The 15,584-nt window shown below is 37.7% G+C and carries 19 protein-coding genes and 1 other annotated feature; of the genes, 2 read left to right on the top strand and 17 right to left on the bottom strand.

Features of this window, described 5'->3' with window-relative positions:
* Positions 1-42: 42 nt before the first annotated feature.
* Positions 43-1,569 carry a putative polysaccharide biosynthesis protein gene (locus tag MKY37_RS18925; protein WP_340779321.1) on the top strand — a complete coding sequence of 509 codons (1,527 nt, stop codon included), beginning with the start codon at positions 43-45 and terminating at the stop codon, positions 1,567-1,569.
* Between the two features lie 10 nt (positions 1,570-1,579).
* On the opposite strand, the gene MKY37_RS18920 is transcribed toward MKY37_RS18925, so the two are convergent.
* The 8 genes from MKY37_RS18920 to safA all read right to left on the bottom strand — a co-directional run bounded on the left by MKY37_RS18920 (position 1,580) and on the right by safA (position 8,681).
* Positions 1,580-2,218 carry a DUF421 domain-containing protein gene (locus MKY37_RS18920; RefSeq protein WP_340779320.1) on the bottom strand — a complete coding sequence of 213 codons (639 nt, stop codon included), beginning with the start codon at positions 2,216-2,218 and terminating at the stop codon, positions 1,580-1,582.
* Positions 2,219-2,783: 565 nt separating this feature from the next.
* A complete protein-coding gene (gene yajC, locus MKY37_RS18915) occupies positions 2,784-3,050 on the bottom strand; it encodes a preprotein translocase subunit YajC (RefSeq protein ID WP_340779319.1) in 267 nt (88 codons plus the stop codon).
* A gap of 44 nt (positions 3,051-3,094) precedes the next feature.
* Entirely contained in the window at positions 3,095-4,234 is a 1,140-nt protein-coding gene (gene tgt, locus MKY37_RS18910) for a tRNA guanosine(34) transglycosylase Tgt (RefSeq protein WP_340779318.1), read from the bottom strand.
* Entirely contained in the window at positions 4,235-5,275 is a 1,041-nt protein-coding gene (gene queA / locus MKY37_RS18905; protein ID WP_340779317.1) for a tRNA preQ1(34) S-adenosylmethionine ribosyltransferase-isomerase QueA, read from the bottom strand.
* A gap of 14 nt (positions 5,276-5,289) precedes the next feature.
* Positions 5,290-6,303, bottom strand: coding sequence for a Holliday junction branch migration DNA helicase RuvB (gene ruvB, locus MKY37_RS18900; RefSeq protein ID WP_340779315.1), 1,014 nt, complete (start codon positions 6,301-6,303; stop codon positions 5,290-5,292).
* Positions 6,304-6,326: 23 nt separating this feature from the next.
* A complete protein-coding gene (ruvA, locus tag MKY37_RS18895; protein WP_340779314.1) occupies positions 6,327-6,947 on the bottom strand; it encodes a Holliday junction branch migration protein RuvA in 621 nt (206 codons plus the stop codon).
* Positions 6,948-7,040: 93 nt separating this feature from the next.
* Complete coding sequence (locus MKY37_RS18890; RefSeq protein ID WP_340779313.1) at positions 7,041-7,889, bottom strand: phosphotransferase; 849 nt, start codon at positions 7,887-7,889, stop codon at positions 7,041-7,043.
* A 3-nt stretch (positions 7,890-7,892) separates the two neighbouring features.
* Positions 7,893-8,681, bottom strand: coding sequence for a SafA/ExsA family spore coat assembly protein (safA, locus tag MKY37_RS18885; protein ID WP_340779312.1), 789 nt, complete (start codon positions 8,679-8,681; stop codon positions 7,893-7,895).
* 136 nt (positions 8,682-8,817) lie between these two features.
* Here safA and MKY37_RS18880 point away from each other — a divergent pair, with 136 nt between their 5' ends.
* Complete coding sequence (locus MKY37_RS18880) at positions 8,818-9,348, top strand: transcription repressor NadR (protein ID WP_340779311.1); 531 nt, start codon at positions 8,818-8,820, stop codon at positions 9,346-9,348.
* 522 nt (positions 9,349-9,870) lie between these two features.
* Here MKY37_RS18880 and pheA read toward each other — a convergent pair.
* From pheA to MKY37_RS18835, 9 genes are all read right to left on the bottom strand, one after another.
* Positions 9,871-10,749, bottom strand: a complete 879-nt coding sequence (gene pheA, locus MKY37_RS18875) for a prephenate dehydratase (protein ID WP_340779310.1) — start codon at positions 10,747-10,749, stop codon at positions 9,871-9,873.
* A gap of 69 nt (positions 10,750-10,818) precedes the next feature.
* On the bottom strand, positions 10,819-11,274 hold the full coding sequence (locus MKY37_RS18870; RefSeq protein WP_340779309.1) for an ACT domain-containing protein: 456 nt from the start codon (positions 11,272-11,274) through the stop codon (positions 10,819-10,821).
* An 18-nt stretch (positions 11,275-11,292) separates the two neighbouring features.
* Positions 11,293-12,582 (bottom strand): GTPase ObgE, encoded by a 1,290-nt coding sequence (gene obgE / locus MKY37_RS18865; RefSeq protein ID WP_340779308.1) that lies wholly within the window; start codon positions 12,580-12,582, stop codon positions 11,293-11,295.
* A 5-nt stretch (positions 12,583-12,587) separates the two neighbouring features.
* The gene (locus tag MKY37_RS18860; protein WP_340779307.1) at positions 12,588-13,121 is read right to left on the bottom strand and encodes a Spo0B domain-containing protein; all 534 of its coding nucleotides are present in this window, start codon (positions 13,119-13,121) and stop codon (positions 12,588-12,590) included.
* Positions 13,122-13,259: 138 nt separating this feature from the next.
* Entirely contained in the window at positions 13,260-13,550 is a 291-nt protein-coding gene (gene rpmA, locus MKY37_RS18855; protein ID WP_211894735.1) for a 50S ribosomal protein L27, read from the bottom strand.
* Positions 13,551-13,562: 12 nt separating this feature from the next.
* Positions 13,563-13,898, bottom strand: coding sequence for a ribosomal-processing cysteine protease Prp (locus tag MKY37_RS18850; protein WP_340779306.1), 336 nt, complete (start codon positions 13,896-13,898; stop codon positions 13,563-13,565).
* A 1-nt stretch (position 13,899) separates the two neighbouring features.
* The gene (gene rplU, locus MKY37_RS18845) at positions 13,900-14,208 is read right to left on the bottom strand and encodes a 50S ribosomal protein L21 (RefSeq protein WP_093060533.1); all 309 of its coding nucleotides are present in this window, start codon (positions 14,206-14,208) and stop codon (positions 13,900-13,902) included.
* Between the two features lie 12 nt (positions 14,209-14,220).
* Positions 14,221-14,299: a sequence feature (ribosomal protein L21 leader region), on the bottom strand.
* A gap of 51 nt (positions 14,300-14,350) precedes the next feature.
* A complete protein-coding gene (locus tag MKY37_RS18840; RefSeq protein WP_340779305.1) occupies positions 14,351-14,947 on the bottom strand; it encodes a metalloprotease in 597 nt (198 codons plus the stop codon).
* Positions 14,940-15,485: a hypothetical protein gene (locus tag MKY37_RS18835; protein ID WP_340779304.1), complete on the bottom strand. Its 546-nt coding sequence runs from the start codon at positions 15,483-15,485 to the stop codon at positions 14,940-14,942. The genes MKY37_RS18840 and MKY37_RS18835 overlap by 8 nt, the downstream gene beginning before the upstream one ends.
* Between the last annotated feature and the right edge of the window lie 99 nt (positions 15,486-15,584).

Genomic DNA, 15,584 nt, shown 5'->3' with positions numbered 1-15,584 from the left:
TATTGTATACGAAGTTCCTGTATTTGAGAAGGAAGTGTTTAGTTGTCTACATTTTTAAAAGGGTCTATTTTGTTAATGATTTCCATTTTTTTATCTAAGTTTTTAGGGTTTATTTATCGTATGCAGTTTGTTCGCTTAACTGGTGAAGAAACAGTTGGGATTTATATGACTGCCTATCCAGCTTTTATTTTTTTCCTTTCTTTGGTACAACTTGGTATTCCAATTGCAATGGCTAAAATTATTGCGGAGCTACGCGCAAGAAGTGCGACATCGGATTATTTTTCTGTTATGCGAACCTCTGTTATCGTTACGGTTGTTTCCATCTTACTTTTCACGCCACTATTTATCTTTATAACCCCATATATTTCGGGTAATCTATTAAAAAATGATGCAATCACTATGACATTATATGTATCCATCGCAATCGTTCCAATTGCTGCAGCTGGAGGAATATTGAAAGGATTTTTCCAAGGAATAGCACGATTAGAAGAAACAGCAGTTGCCCAATTAATGGAGCAAATCGTTCGTATTCTATTAATCAGTTTTGCACTTCCTTTCTTTTTAACTTCTGCATCTCCACAAGAAGCTGCTGCATATGCGATGGTCTTAGCTCTAATCGCTGAACTTATCGCATTACTCTACTTAAAATGGAAGTATGACAGATGGAAGACAAAACAAACGTATAATAAAACGTCTAAAGCGTATCCACTATCTCCACTTTTCGCAATTGCATTACCGTCTTCAGGAAGTCGACTATTCGGATCCTTCACATGGTTTTTGGAGCCGATTATTTTCATCAAAGCCCTAGCTATTACAGGAATTACCGCAGTGGCAGCTACTACTCTTTACGGAGTTATTTCAGGTGTCTTAGTTCCTTTGTTATTGTTTCCTTCTTTCATCCCATACGCACTTTCTATTGTCCTAATACCGGCAGTTAGTGATGCATTTGCACGGAAAAATTTCAAGCTATTAAAAGAAAGAATTCACCTTTCCCTAAAATTCTCTACATTAACGGGTTGTTATGCAGCCACACTGTTTTACCTACATGGTGGTGATCTAGTAGAGACGCTATTTCATGTAGAAAATGCAACGGTTTATATGAAAATTCTGTCGCCTATTTTTTTCTTTTACTATATTCAAAGTCCTTTGTTTTCTATTTTGCAGGCCTTAAATAATTCAAAAGCTGCCTTTCTCAATTCCCTATATGGTGGTGTAGGAAAACTATTGCTACTATTTTTCCTTGCTTCTCAAGTAACTATTCAAGAAAAAGGTGCGATCGTTGCGATTGGATTTGGAGTATTGATTACTTCTTTTTTACATATCGCTTCTTTGAAAGAAAAAAAAGAAGCACAAATTGGCTTCTCTTTTTTTGTAATACCTTACGCAGTATTTTTGTTGACAATCATCTCAAGACCAATGATCATTTCTATTGGAAGTCACTCTTTGCTAATCGATTGTCTATTCACTATGGCCTATTTAACAGTCGCTTTAGTGCTTTTTAGACAGATTAAACGAAAAGAGATAAGCGTCATTTTCAAGATTGCAAAAACGTCTAAAAACAGATTTTAAGCAATTTCTACTAAAAAGAAGTCTTTAGCTGAATATATAGCACTTTGTTTTCATAACTACAGTAAAATATTTTTTTATAGTTCATGATTTGCTTTTGCTCTAGTTCTTGCATCAACCATTTTTCATTTTTACCAATATGCTCTAAATGTCTATGTTGTATATCACCATCTATTATAAGTGGAAAAACGTATTGTTCTTCATCTTTTTTAAAGACAGATAAGTTCCCTGATGGCTCTAAAAAAGCATATGAGACAGACTGAATCGAACCAATCTGTTGTTCTCGTAGTTGTTGAAGCATGTCATCTAAATTATAACGTTGTTTTCTCATCTCTTTTTCAATGATAATTCCATCTCGTATAAGTATGGAAGGCTCGCCTTCCATTACATCACGAAACTTTTTGCTTTTTAAAGAAAAGTAGGATACGCCAATCTGAATGAGAAACAATATAATCATTGGAACAATTGCATGAAAAAGATTACTGTGAGGATCGTCCAATGAAAATGCTGCTACCTCCGCTATTAATAGAAAGACAACTAAGTCGAAAATACTTAGCTCGCCAACTTCTCTTTTTCCCATCAGGCGAAGTATTAACAAAATAAACCAGTATAAAAAAAATGTTCGAATCATAATTATGAGTAAGTCCTGCACATAATCACCTCATAATTACCTTGCCCAAAGAAAAAGAACTTACTCATATAAAATGAATAAGTTCTTTTTCTTATGTATTTTAATAAAGACAACTAATTTTGTAGCTATCTAGCATACTACGAATTTTTGCAGTTTGTTATAGCGCCTATTAGATTCTCACATGACTGCAAACATTTCATAGACGCTATCACATCCCCAGTCTTGTTCCAGCGCCCAGCCCCTCGGGTCACTTCAGATTTTCGATAAAGGCAAGGAACGCCTTTATGCGAAACCCTTCCAGTGCCTGTCGGGGCTTTCTTAGGCGCTTGCACATTTCCTACTGTCTAGTCTTCATGCGCCAGTCGCTCGAGTCGCTTCAGGCTTGTGAGTAAGGCAAAAGGCGCCTTTCTCACAAGCCTTCCAGCGCTAGTCGCAACTAATCGGCGCATTCCGCTTTTCTACCTGTCTAGTTCCAGCGCCCAGCCCCTCGGGTCACTTCAGGTTTTCGATAAAGGCAAGGAACGCCTTTATGCGAAACCCTTCCAGTGCCTGTCGGGGCTTTCTTAGGCGCTTGCACATTTCATTATTACTTAGTTTCTGTTACTACTCGTCCTACTGCTACGCGCTCGAATTGTAAACGAGTTCCGTCTGCAACAGTAACGAAGATCGTTTGATCATCTACTGCATCTACCTTAGCGTGTAACCCGCCAACAGTAATGATATCGTCTCCACGTTTAATATTATTTTGCATTTGTGCTGTGTTTTTTTGACGCTTCTGTGCTGGTCTAATGATGAAGAACCACATTACCGCGAACATAGCAATAATTGGCAACAATCCTACTAATGTATCCATGTATTTATTTCCCCTCCTTTATCTCTTTACCTAGTATACAAGAATCAGAAGTTTTTTGCATTTGGTTTGTTATACCCATATTCTTCAAAAAATTCTTCTCTAAAATCAAGTAGACGATCTTCACGTATTGCTTGTCTCACATTTTCCATTAATTTCATTAGGAAATGTAGGTTATGATAGGACGCTAGACGTAAACCAAACGTTTCGTCCGCTTTGAATAAATGGCGAATATAAGCACGTGAATAATTTTTACATGTATAACAATCGCATTTTTCATCGATAGGTCCAAAATCACGTGCAAACTTCGCACCTTTAATAACTAGACGACCTTGATGGGTAAAAAATGTACCATTGCGTGCAATACGTGTTGGTAATACACAGTCAAACATATCCACACCATGAATAGAACCATCGATTAATGAGTCAGGTGAACCAACCCCCATCAAATAACGAGGTTTATTTTCAGGCATCATCGGCGTAGTAAATTCAAGCACACGATTCATCACATCTTTTGGTTCACCAACAGATAATCCTCCAATTGCATACCCAGGGAAATCAAGAGAAACTAAATCCTGTGCAGATTGACGGCGTAATTCCTCATATTCTCCACCTTGGATGATTCCAAATAGTCCTTGCTTATCTGTATTCGTATGCGCAGTTAAACACCGCTCTGCCCAACGTGAAGTACGTTCTACAGACGCTTTCATATATTCAAAAGATGCTGGATAAGGTGGGCATTCATCAAATGCCATCATAATATCAGAGCCTAAATCATTTTGAATTTGCATTGATTTTTCAGGACTTAAAAATAATTTATCCCCGTTAAGGTGATTTCGAAAATGAACGCCTTCCTCTTCAATTTTACGCATATCACTTAAACTAAATACTTGGAATCCTCCAGAATCTGTAAGAATTGCTCGATCCCAATTCATAAATTTATGAAGCCCGCCTGCTTCACGAATAATGTCGTTTCCTGGACGTAGCCATAGATGATAAGTATTGCTAAGAATAATACCAGCATTCATCTCTTTGATCTCTTCTGGAGCCATTGTTTTTACTGTTGCTTGTGTACCTACTGGCATAAATGCAGGTGTTTCAAATGATCCATGAGGCGTATGTACTACACCTAATCTGGCACCTGTTTGTTTGTCTTTTTTGATAAGTTCATACGTAACTGCTGTCATTTAATAATTCCTTCCTTTTATAAACATTGCATCTCCAAAACTAAAAAAGCGATACTTTAAGTCCACTGCTTCTTTATATGCAGAGAGTATAAACTCTCTAGAAGTAAGTGCACTAACAAGCATAACTAAGGTAGATTTAGGTAAATGGAAATTTGTAATCATCCCATCTATACACTTAAATTCATAACCTGGATATATAAATATCGAAGTCCAACCACTGTCTGCTTGAAGTTTTCCATTAAATTTTGTTGCCACGGTTTCTAGTGTTCTCGTAGAGGTAGTCCCAACTGCAACAACTTTTCCACCTGTTGCTTTCACCTGGTTAATAACATCTGCTGTTTCCTCAGTAATCCGATAAAATTCAGAATGCATTTCATGGTCATCAATAGAATCTACACTAACGGGACGGAAAGTTCCAAGCCCCACATGTAATGTCACAAACGCTATTTTTACACCTTTTAGTCGAATATCTTCTAATAATGCATCTGTGAAATGTAGGCCGGCTGTTGGAGCTGCTGCTGAACCTTGCTCTTTTGCATAGACTGTTTGATATCGATCTTTATTTTCCAACTTTTCATGAATATATGGAGGAAGTGGCATTTCTCCTAATTGGTCTAATACTTCAAAAAATACACCCGAATATTCAAATCGGAAAATTCGCCCACCATGGTCTTTTATATCTGTACAGACTGCCTTCAACAAACCTTCACCAAATGTAATTTCTGTGCCTATTTTGACCCGTTTTGCAGGTTTCACAAGTGTCTCCCAATGATCCCCTTCTATTTGTGTCAATAAAAGTACTTCTACATTCGCTCCAGTTTCTTCTTTCATACCCATCAAACGAGCAGGCATCACCTTCGTATCGTTCAACACAAGGCAATCTCCCTCATTTAATTCATCTAGTATTCCCTTAAAATGAGTATGTATATACGACTGTTTTTCAAAATCTGCTATTAATAGCTTACTACTCGTTCTATCCAAAAGTGGTATTTGGGCAATTAGTTCTTCTGGTAATTCAAAATCAAAATCTTCTACTCTCATATATAGGACATCCTTTATAATTCTTTTCTTTCCATTGGCAATGCAATTCCTAAATGTTCATAAGCAAGTGGTGTAACAATTCTTCCTCTAGGCGAACGTTGGATAAAGCCAATTTGAAGAAGATATGGTTCATATACATCTTCAATCGTAGCAGACTCTTCTCCAATACTTGCTGCAATAGTATCTAAGCCAACAGGGCCACCTCTGAATCGTTCAATCATAGCCAAAATTAGTTTATGATCAATATGATCCAATCCACGAGGATCTACTTGAAGTAGCTCTAACGCCTCTTTAGCCATATCTATCGAGATATGCCCATTTCCACGAACCTGTGCATAGTCTCGTACTCTTTTTAACAAACGGTTAGCGATACGAGGAGTACCTCTAGACCTTCTAGCGATTTCCCCGGCAGATTCATGATCAATGGATGCATTAAACAACTCTGAACTACGTGCCACAATAGAAGTCAATGCATCTTCATCATAGTAATCCAGCCGCAGCAAGACTCCAAAGCGATCACGTAAAGGTGCAGATAACGCACCAGCTCTTGTAGTGGCACCTATTAAGGTAAATGGCGGTAAGTCAAGACGCACACTTCTAGCGGCAGGTCCTTTCCCTACTACGATATCCAGGCAAAAGTCTTCCATTGCTGGATAAAGAACTTCTTCGATGGATCGATTCAACCGATGAATTTCGTCTATGAATAATACATCTCCAGGTTCCAGTGAACTTACAATTGCGGCTAAGTCGCCAGGACGCTCGATAGCTGGACCACTTGTCATTCTAATTTGTACGTCCATTTCATTTGCAATTACAGCAGCAAGTGTTGTTTTACCAAGTCCAGGAGGCCCGTATAAAAGACAGTGATCTAAACTCTCACTTCTCATTTTAGCTGCTTCGATAAAAATTTGTAAATTATGTTTGATTTTATCTTGCCCAATATATTGCTTTAGAAACTGAGGACGAAGTGATTGCTCGAAAGGTTCGTCAAAATTGGAAATTTCGCTTGAAATGACACGTTCATCCATACCTAGAACCTCCTTTCTTTTGTTTATTTGCCTCCAAATAATAATTGTAAAGCTTTTTTCATAAATTGGTCGGTTGTTTGAAGTCCAGCCTCCGCTTTAAGCAGTGGTCGAATTTTAGCTAATTCTCTCTCCGAATATCCTAATGCTGTTAGTGCTAGCATTGCTTCTTCAAGTTCATGATCAGCTTCCCCATTATCAAATAAGTTAGGTTCATCATCTTCGTATTCTAGCAGTTCAAAATCTATTAAATCATTTAGTTTTCCTTTTAAATCTAATATCATTTGGCGAGCAGTTTTCTTTCCTACCCCAGGAAATTTCACTAAGAATGTTTCATCTTCTCTTTCGATCGCTTGAATGACGTGGGTTGGCTCCCCACTAGCTAAAATTGCCAAAGCGCCCTTCGGACCAATCCCGGAAACTAAAATGAGCTTACGAAATAATTCCCTCTGCGCAAGGCTTGGAAATCCCATAAGCTGCTGCGCATCCTCACGGACATGAAAGTGCGTATATACTTGGACCATTTCCTCACTTTTTCTGAAGGCAAATGGATTCGGCGTAAAGAGTTGATAACCTATTCCCTGCTGCTCCACTACCACGTATTCTGGTGTGACCCGAGTTACTTGTCCTTTTATGTAATCATACATCCTCTAAATCCCTCACAATTCATACTGTTATTATAGCATAACAAACAAAGAAGGCCGCTCAAAGCCCGAGCGACCAACTCCTAAATAGAACGATTATAGTTTACTTAAAGTATAGCATAAATTGGGCCATTCTGTTAGTGCTTTATTAGTATATGGTATTAACTGTTCGATAAATTTCTGTTTACGCTCTTTGGGCAATGAGTAAGCGTACAACCATTCTCGATATAGCTCATTAGGATACATCATTGCTTCCTTATACTGTCGAACTACTTTTTCAAGATGTGGAAATTCTTGGATAAGCAACAAAATATCATAGTCTATTTCCGGAAGTACCCGATGCATCCATAATATATTTTCCATTTCTCTTGGACCTATCACAGCCAGATCAAAATCAATTATTTTATAATCAGAGCTATCCGATAAAAAATTATGATGAACAACATCCCCGTGTAGTAAGGTTCGTTTTTCCATATTAAATGGTTTCATATTTCGTAATGCAACATCACCACAAAGCAATAGTAGTTTTGTCTGATTACATCCTATATGTGACTCGATGAAAAAGGAGATTTCATTCATCTTCCATTTCCGATTCTGCCATTTAGAAATAAGATTAAAAGAATAAAATAAATTGCTATCTTCCCAGTCAACTATACGATTGGTCTCATGAATTTGATTTAGGAGAGAATAGACTTCTTTTCTGTCTTCTTTAAAACGATAGGAAACTGTATGTGTCCCTTTATACCATGGTTGAATAATAAAATCCTCTTGTGTCGATTCAATAATTGGAAGTATAAAAGGTTTATCGATGGATTCTAGCTCTTTATGAATTAGGCGAATTTTTTCTGCCTGTTCAACGGTTGGATATTTTTTTACAGAGAATATGCCGTTTTCATTTTTCCATTTCCATACATTTTTCTTAATCTGCCGTATATACGTACTCACGTTTTAATAATGGGGATAAGGATAGGGAGGACATGGATATACAGGTACATAACAAACTTGTATACATGGGAATCCTCCGTAATTTACTTCTGGCTGCATGTATGGAAATGGTTGAAATGGCGGGCACGGATACATTGTCGGGAAAGTAGGTGAAGCTTCTTCCATTATCGGACTTGTTAGCTGCGGTGTTGGTTGTATTGGCGTTGGTTGGACAGGCTGCGGTGTTGGTTGCGATACTGGCGTTTTATCAACATCTATATCATAATTCTCAATATGGTTATGAATGTGAATAGACGTAGACTCCATCAATCTCCAACCTTGGGGAGATGGGGTCATATCAATGTCAGGTACAGGCATCGTATGAATTGGGAATGTATAGGATGGCTGGGGTTGCGGTTGTTGCGGCGGTGGTTGTGGCTTTTGTTGTTGCTTTGGCGGCTGTGGCTGTTGATACGTAGGAGCTACGGGTTGCATCGGTTTGGGCAACGGTACTACTGGCACTACTGGTGGTGCTGGATGCATCTTTGATTTATTAGGTTGCGGGATTTTCACTTCCTCCTTTTTTATCATTTCTTTTTTGACCATTTCTTTCTTTACTGGTCGATTATCGCTGTATGGATGTGTCGTCGATTCCATTTTCTTAGAATTTGGAATAAAAATTTTCATACCAGGCACAATATATTCCGGATTAGCGAGATGCGCATTAACTTTCTTTAATTCCTCAAAAGAAACACCATAATTTCTGGAAATTTTCCACAGAGTGTCCCCTTTTACAACAATATGAGTTTGCACTGCCTTCCTCCTTCCTTCTCCTTTAAATTATGTGTAACACCTTAAATTGGTCACAGATTTTAAACAAACAACCATCCCTTCATGATAAACTTATGAATAGGAACCAAGTCATTATGCAAGTTCGGAGGGGTTAATCGTGAAAAAGTTAAAAGGTGAGGACCGTAGGAATTGGATTTTTTCCTATTTAAAGGAAGAGCATACTCCTGTGACTGGCACGGAGTTAGCAAAGCTCACCAATGTCAGCAGACAGGTGATTGTGAATGATATAACATTATTAAAAGCAACGAATGCGCCTATTATGTCTACTAGTCAAGGCTATATTGTATTGCCTGATAAAGAAAGCACCCCATATGTTCAACGACGGGTAGCATGCAATCACCAATCCATTCATTCAGAGGATGAGCTTTTTACTTTAGTTGATGCTGGGGTAACTGTAGAAAACGTTACCGTTGAACACCCTGTATACGGAGAAATCACTTCCTCTATCATGGTTTCTAATCGACATGACGTAGAAATGTTTTTAAAGAAGGTACGAGATACGGATGCTCCATTTTTATTGGAGCTTACTGCTGGAATTCATTTGCATTTATTGTCCGCGCCAACCGAAGAAATTTTAAATAGAGGTATTAGTGCAATTAGAGAAAAAGGTTATTTGATGGAAGGATAAGCATTATCAGAACCTATTTTCATTAAAAGAGCAGATTGTGACTGACATCATAACCTGCTCTCTTTTATCAGTCTGCATCTTTCTGTCAATCTTCTACAACTTCTTGGAAGTGGCTTGAAAAGCTTTTCGGAAAATGTGAAATAATTGTTAACTACAAATAGACAATTGAAAAATTCGCTAATTAATATTCTTTCCTTTCATAAATAGCCTGCCAGCACTTTCCGGTGATTCTTGAGTTTATTCTGGTGTTTTTCTTCTACATTCAAGTGATTTTCTTCTACATTCGAGTGATTCTTTTATACATTCGGGTGATACTCTTCTTCATTCGAGTGATTTCCCTCTACATTCGAGTGATCCTCCATTTTTGCTTTACCAAACCCACTTATATTTACTATTTCTAGAGGTTATCGTTCCAAGTACCTGGAACACTGGTTTGGTAGTCGTAAGAAGCATTTACATTCTTATCTCTCTTGAAAATTTAGGCACTTTATTGCCTCTAACAAAAAAACGAAGCGAATCCATTTAAGATCGGATTGCTTCGTTTTTTGTTTCGTATGTATAATACGAGCCTAATGATTTTACGCCACAGCCAAGAGCTTTTAACTCTTCCATTGCACCGATCATCATTGGCTTTTCTTCATCTTCTAGAACATCCATGATAAAGAAATATTGCCCTAAACCTGTTTTTAATGGTCGTGACTCAATTTTACTTAAATTGAGCTGTCTCCATGCAAATACAGAAAGCACCTGATGTAAGGCACCAGAACGATCGTCTTTAGGTAAGGTGATCATGACCGTTGTTTTCACTTGATCTGTATGACCATCTCGTTCGATACAATGATTCTTTTTAGAAATCACAAAAAAGCGCGTATGATTAAAATGAAAATCATGTATATTTTGTTCAACAATTTTCAAACCATATTCCGATGCGGCTGAAGTATTTCCAATCGCGGCGATACATAAATCTTCGTTTTCAGAAACGTATTTCGCTGCTGCTGCGGTTGAAGATGATTGTTCTAATGGTACTTTTCCAAATCGGTAATACAAATATTTGTGGCATTGCGCCAAAGCATGTGGATGGGAGTATACAGTTATCATTTCTTCCCATCGCTCCGCATTACTTGGATGGACCATTAAATGCTGCTCGATTGGAGATAATAGCTCTGCAATAACGTAAAGCTCTGCCTCATGGAATAAATAATCTATCGTTAACGGAACTGTGCCCTCTAAAGCATTTTCCAAAGGGACTACCGCTACATCTACTTCTCCCGTTGCAACAGCTTCAATACATTCAGGTATAGTACGAATTGGCACTAACAACTCTTGTTGAAATAATGACTTCGTTGCTAAATGTGTAAAAGAAGCTTCTGGCCCTAGAAAAGCAACTTGTTTGGTTGTCATAAAAAGACTCCTTCCTGATTAGCTCCAGCGCCATCGCCTCGAGGTAGGCTATAGACACTTGCGCTTTTCTTATAAAGCGCCAGAGCTAATTACTTCTGCTGATTCCACAAAGTCCAGTCGCTTCATTTCATTTACAAATTCTTCTAATTCCTTGTTCATCGCTGTTACATCTAGTGATAATGTTACACTTGCTCTTCCTTGAATAGGTATCGTTTGATGGATTGTCAACACATTACATGTAGAGTCAGCCACCAATTGCAATAGCCTAGCGAGTGTTCCTTCTCTATCTTCTAATTGTAGAAAGACAGTTAAAATTCGTTCTTGAACGATCGAATGGAATGGAAAAACCGCATCACGATATTTATAAAAAGCACTTCGAGATAAATCTACCTCTTTTACTGCATCCCATATCGAAGATACCTTCCCAGATTGAAGGAGGTGTTTTGCTTCCAAGGTTTTTTGCATTGCCTCTGTCAGCACATCCTCCCGTACTAAAAAAAATCTCTGGCTTGTCACATCTTTCATGCGGTTCCCTACTTTCCTCTATTCGATAAACTCAAATTCAAATTTCAATAATCGTACAGTATCCCCATCTTTAGCTCCACGCTGACGAAGAGCTTCGTCGATTCCCATTCCACGTAGCTGTCTTGAGAATCTACGGATAGAATCTTCTCTACTGAAGTCAGTCATTTTAAATAATCTTTCTACTGATCCACCAGAAAGTACGAAGGCCCCATCATCATCTCTTGAAATAGTGAAGTCGTCTTGTTTAGCTTGATACTTGTACATAACAGAAGTTTCTGTTTCTTCTTCTACTAATTCCTCTAATGGGAATTCTGGTGCAACTTCTAACATGTCTGCTACAGCAAATAATAACTCTTGTAAGCCCTGACGAGAAATTGCTGAAATTGGGAACACTTTTATATCTGATCCTACTTTTTCTTTAAATGCTTTTAAATTTTCTTCGGAATCTGGCATATCCATTTTATTGGCTACAATAATTTGTGGTCTTTCCGTTAAACGAAGATTATATTGTTTTAGTTCTTCATTAATGGTTAAATAATCCTCGTAAGGATCGCGACCTTCCATACCAGACATATCGATTACATGCACGATTACACGCGTACGTTCAATATGACGTAAAAATTGGTGACCAAGCCCTACTCCTTCATGTGCACCTTCGATTAGTCCTGGTAGATCCGCCATCGCAAAGCTACGATGATCCTCTGTTTCCACCATTCCTAAGTTTGGTACAATTGTAGTAAAATGGTATGGAGCAATTTTAGGTTTAGCTGCCGATACAACTGAGAGTAGAGTGGATTTTCCGACACTTGGGAATCCAACTAAACCGACGTCAGCTAATACTTTTAACTCTAACTCAACATTTAACTCGAAACCTGGCTCTCCTTTTTCAGAAAGCTCTGGAGCCGGATTTGCAGGCGTTGCGAAACGAGAGTTCCCTCTACCACCACGACCACCTCTTGCAATTACAGCCTTTTGACCATGCTCAACTAAGTCAGCAATTACTTCCCCGGTTTCTGCATTTTTTACTACTGTACCAGGCGGAACTTTAATGAATAAATCATCAGCATTGGCACCATGCATATTCTTACTACCACCATGAACTCCTCTATCTGCTTTAAATATACGCTTATAGCGGAAATCCATTAATGTACGAAGACCTTCTTCTACCTCGAAGATAACGTCGCCACCATTTCCTCCGTCCCCACCTGCAGGACCTCCTAGAGGAACATACTTCTCACGACGGAATCCAACCATACCATCTCCGCCGTCGCCACCCTTGACATATACTTTCACGTGATCAACAAACATTTACTTCACTCCAATCTTCCACTTGCAATTAGTTTTACTTTTATCGAATTGTTGGTTGCTTCTAATATTTCCAGCTGAAATAGCTCTTCTGCTTGTTCATCCTGCCATTTATTATTAGACCAATCTCCCCGAATATCTATTAGTATTTCCAAAAATTCATCTGAAATGATATGAAGTTTCAGTAACTGCTCTTGATATCCTCTAAAATGCGGGTAAATAGCTTGTATAAATCTATTTAGATAATCTCTTAAAGCATCATCGTACTTACCTGCTTTTCTATTTAGAAGAGATGTTTGAACATCTAAAGTTAATTGATTATATTTCATACTAAATGTTTGTAGCCATTCATTTGTTTTATATAAGCCAATATTATTTATATCAAAAAATTGAGTGCATTTTTGGGAATATTTTTGTATTAAAGCCTTAGCTTCTTCAGGCTTGCCCATATCTAAATTCATTTGTAATAGATGCATATTATTTAAATAATCATGCATTGTATGGCGAAGCACTTCATTTAAAGTAATCTCGTTACGATCCATATAAGTTACACATCCCAACATTTACTTTCTTTTCTAGTATAACAGGAATAGTTCTTTTATGCTCCCGGAGTATAGCTTACTTTCATGAAATTTTTGAAATAAAAAAGGACTGCATAAATGCAGTCCTTTTATTATTCATTAAGCTTCTTGAGCTACAGGATATACACTTACTTTTTTCTTGTCGCGGCCGTAACGCTCAAAGCGTACTACACCGTCAACTTTCGCAAAAAGTGTGTCATCTCCACCACGTCCAACGTTTTCACCTGGATGAATTTTAGTCCCGCGTTGACGGTATAAAATTGATCCACCTGATACGAATTGTCCGTCAGCACGTTTAGCGCCTAGACGTTTCGATTGAGAGTCACGACCGTTACGAGTCGAACCTACTCCCTTTTTGGATGCGAAAAACTGAAGATTTAATTTTAACATATGTTCCACCTCCTACTTTTTGAAGGTTATTTTTATATACTTGGCATAATCTTGCTCAATCGTTTGTAAAGAAACAACCATCGCTTCTAAAATCAGCTGTATTTGAGCAGCCTTTTCCAGATTTGATATGCTTGGAACCTCGACATATAAATAGCCTCCGTCCCCTTTTTGCGTAATTATGGGTGTGATTTCTGTAAGTGCGATCACAGCATTAACTGCACCAAAGGATACAGCTGAAGCTCCTGCACATACTAAATCTTTTCCATGTTCCGCAAAATCAGCATGGCCTTTCATCTCGAAAGAATGTATATGACCCGATTGATCTTTTGTTATAGTCACTTTAATCATCTTATAAACTAATAGATTCTACTACTAATTTAGTGTATGGCTGTCTGTGACCTTGTTTTTTGTGATAGTTCTTTTTCGCTTTGTATTTGAAGACTGTAATTTTTTTAGCTTTGCCATTTTTTACAACTTTCGCTGTAACTGTAGCACCTTCCACGAATGGAGCGCCAACTTTAACATCTTCTCCACCTACGAATAAAACTTTTTCAAAAGTTACAACTTCATCAGCATTAGCATCTAATTTTTCAATGTAGATTTCTTGCCCTTGTTCAACTTTGATTTGTTTACCACCAGTTTCAATAATTGCGTACATACTTGCACCTCCTCTTAGACTAAGACTCGCCTTCCAAAAGGTGATTCGAAACTCGAATACTTGAACCTTTTCAGAGCGGTTGTAGCAACGGGTGCTGCTACAAACAATAACATTAAAATATTATCACACATAATATTCATAGTCAAGCGCTTTTTGTTATCCAATCAAATGCAAGCTTGTACTTACGAAATCTCCAATAGGATAAGTTTTGAAAACCGAGAAACAAAAATATAAGCGTAAAAGCCAAGCCTTGCGGAAAATAAAAACAACTTATCGTAAAAACGATAACACAAATAAATACCGAAAAACCGATTAGCTCCTCATATCTCTCTGGAAAAATAGAATGTATGATTCGTCCTCCGTCTAAAGGAAAGATCGGCAATAGATTTAAACCTAAAATAAGATATTGAATCATGATAAATATATTAGCTTGAGGAAAATCTACGAGCATACCAAATAAGAGCAACAGAAGCGTGCTAGTTGGCCCTCCTAAAATTACGCACACCTGCATCATTTTCGAGTGCTTAGAAAATTGCTCCACCTTAATTTCGCCGCCATAGGGTAAAATAGTGCAAGATTGAATTTTTGCACCCATGCATACTGCAACGATTAAATGGCCAAGCTCATGAGCCAACAACGAGCCAAACACGAGTGCATACATAGCTATTTCACCAGATAAATAAAAGAAAAGAAAAAAAGGAATCATTATAGGGTGTACACGAAATAGTGACTTATTCATAGGTTACGGCAAGCCACTCAATAAGCTCATCCGTTTCCAACATCTCTCCTTCTTTTTCCACCTGAACGTACAGAATTTCATTTTCAATAGTGCCAAATATGTCTCCCGCGTTTACAGTCGTATATGGCAATTGACGAAACTCATCTACAAAACCATAAGTAGCCGTTTCTCCCGTATCATATAAAATAGACAATGTTTTACCAGTCTTCTTCCTATACCCAGTATAAATAATTAGTCCATCATCAGAAGCATACAGTTCTTGGGATTTATCAACTGATAGGACAGCACCGTCTTCTAAAGGCTGAATCGATTTATATTCGATTAATGGAGGATTAGATACAGGTGCACTAACACTGATTAATTCATCTGAACGAGTAACCCAAGCAACTACTTGTTTATATATTTCTGTTGGTTTTTGAGGTTCTAATAATAGGCTGGCATAATTGGTCGATAAAGTACTATTCCCTTCTAACTTTGCTAATAAAACAAATGATAATACAAATATAAATGAAAGTACCCATTTTCTTTTCGAAAGCATAACATTCCCCCTAAAAAGAATATATGAAGGTCGGAGTTGTTTAATGAATATATCCTTTTTTAAAGAGATTCTGAGTAAACTGCTTGATGTGTCAGTACT

This window comes from Psychrobacillus sp. FSL K6-2836, from assembly GCF_038003085.1.
In the GTDB taxonomy this organism is placed as follows: domain Bacteria; phylum Bacillota; class Bacilli; order Bacillales_A; family Planococcaceae; genus Psychrobacillus.
The sequence above is the reverse complement of the archived record's forward strand: the minus strand, read 5'-3'. Positions and strand labels throughout refer to the sequence as shown.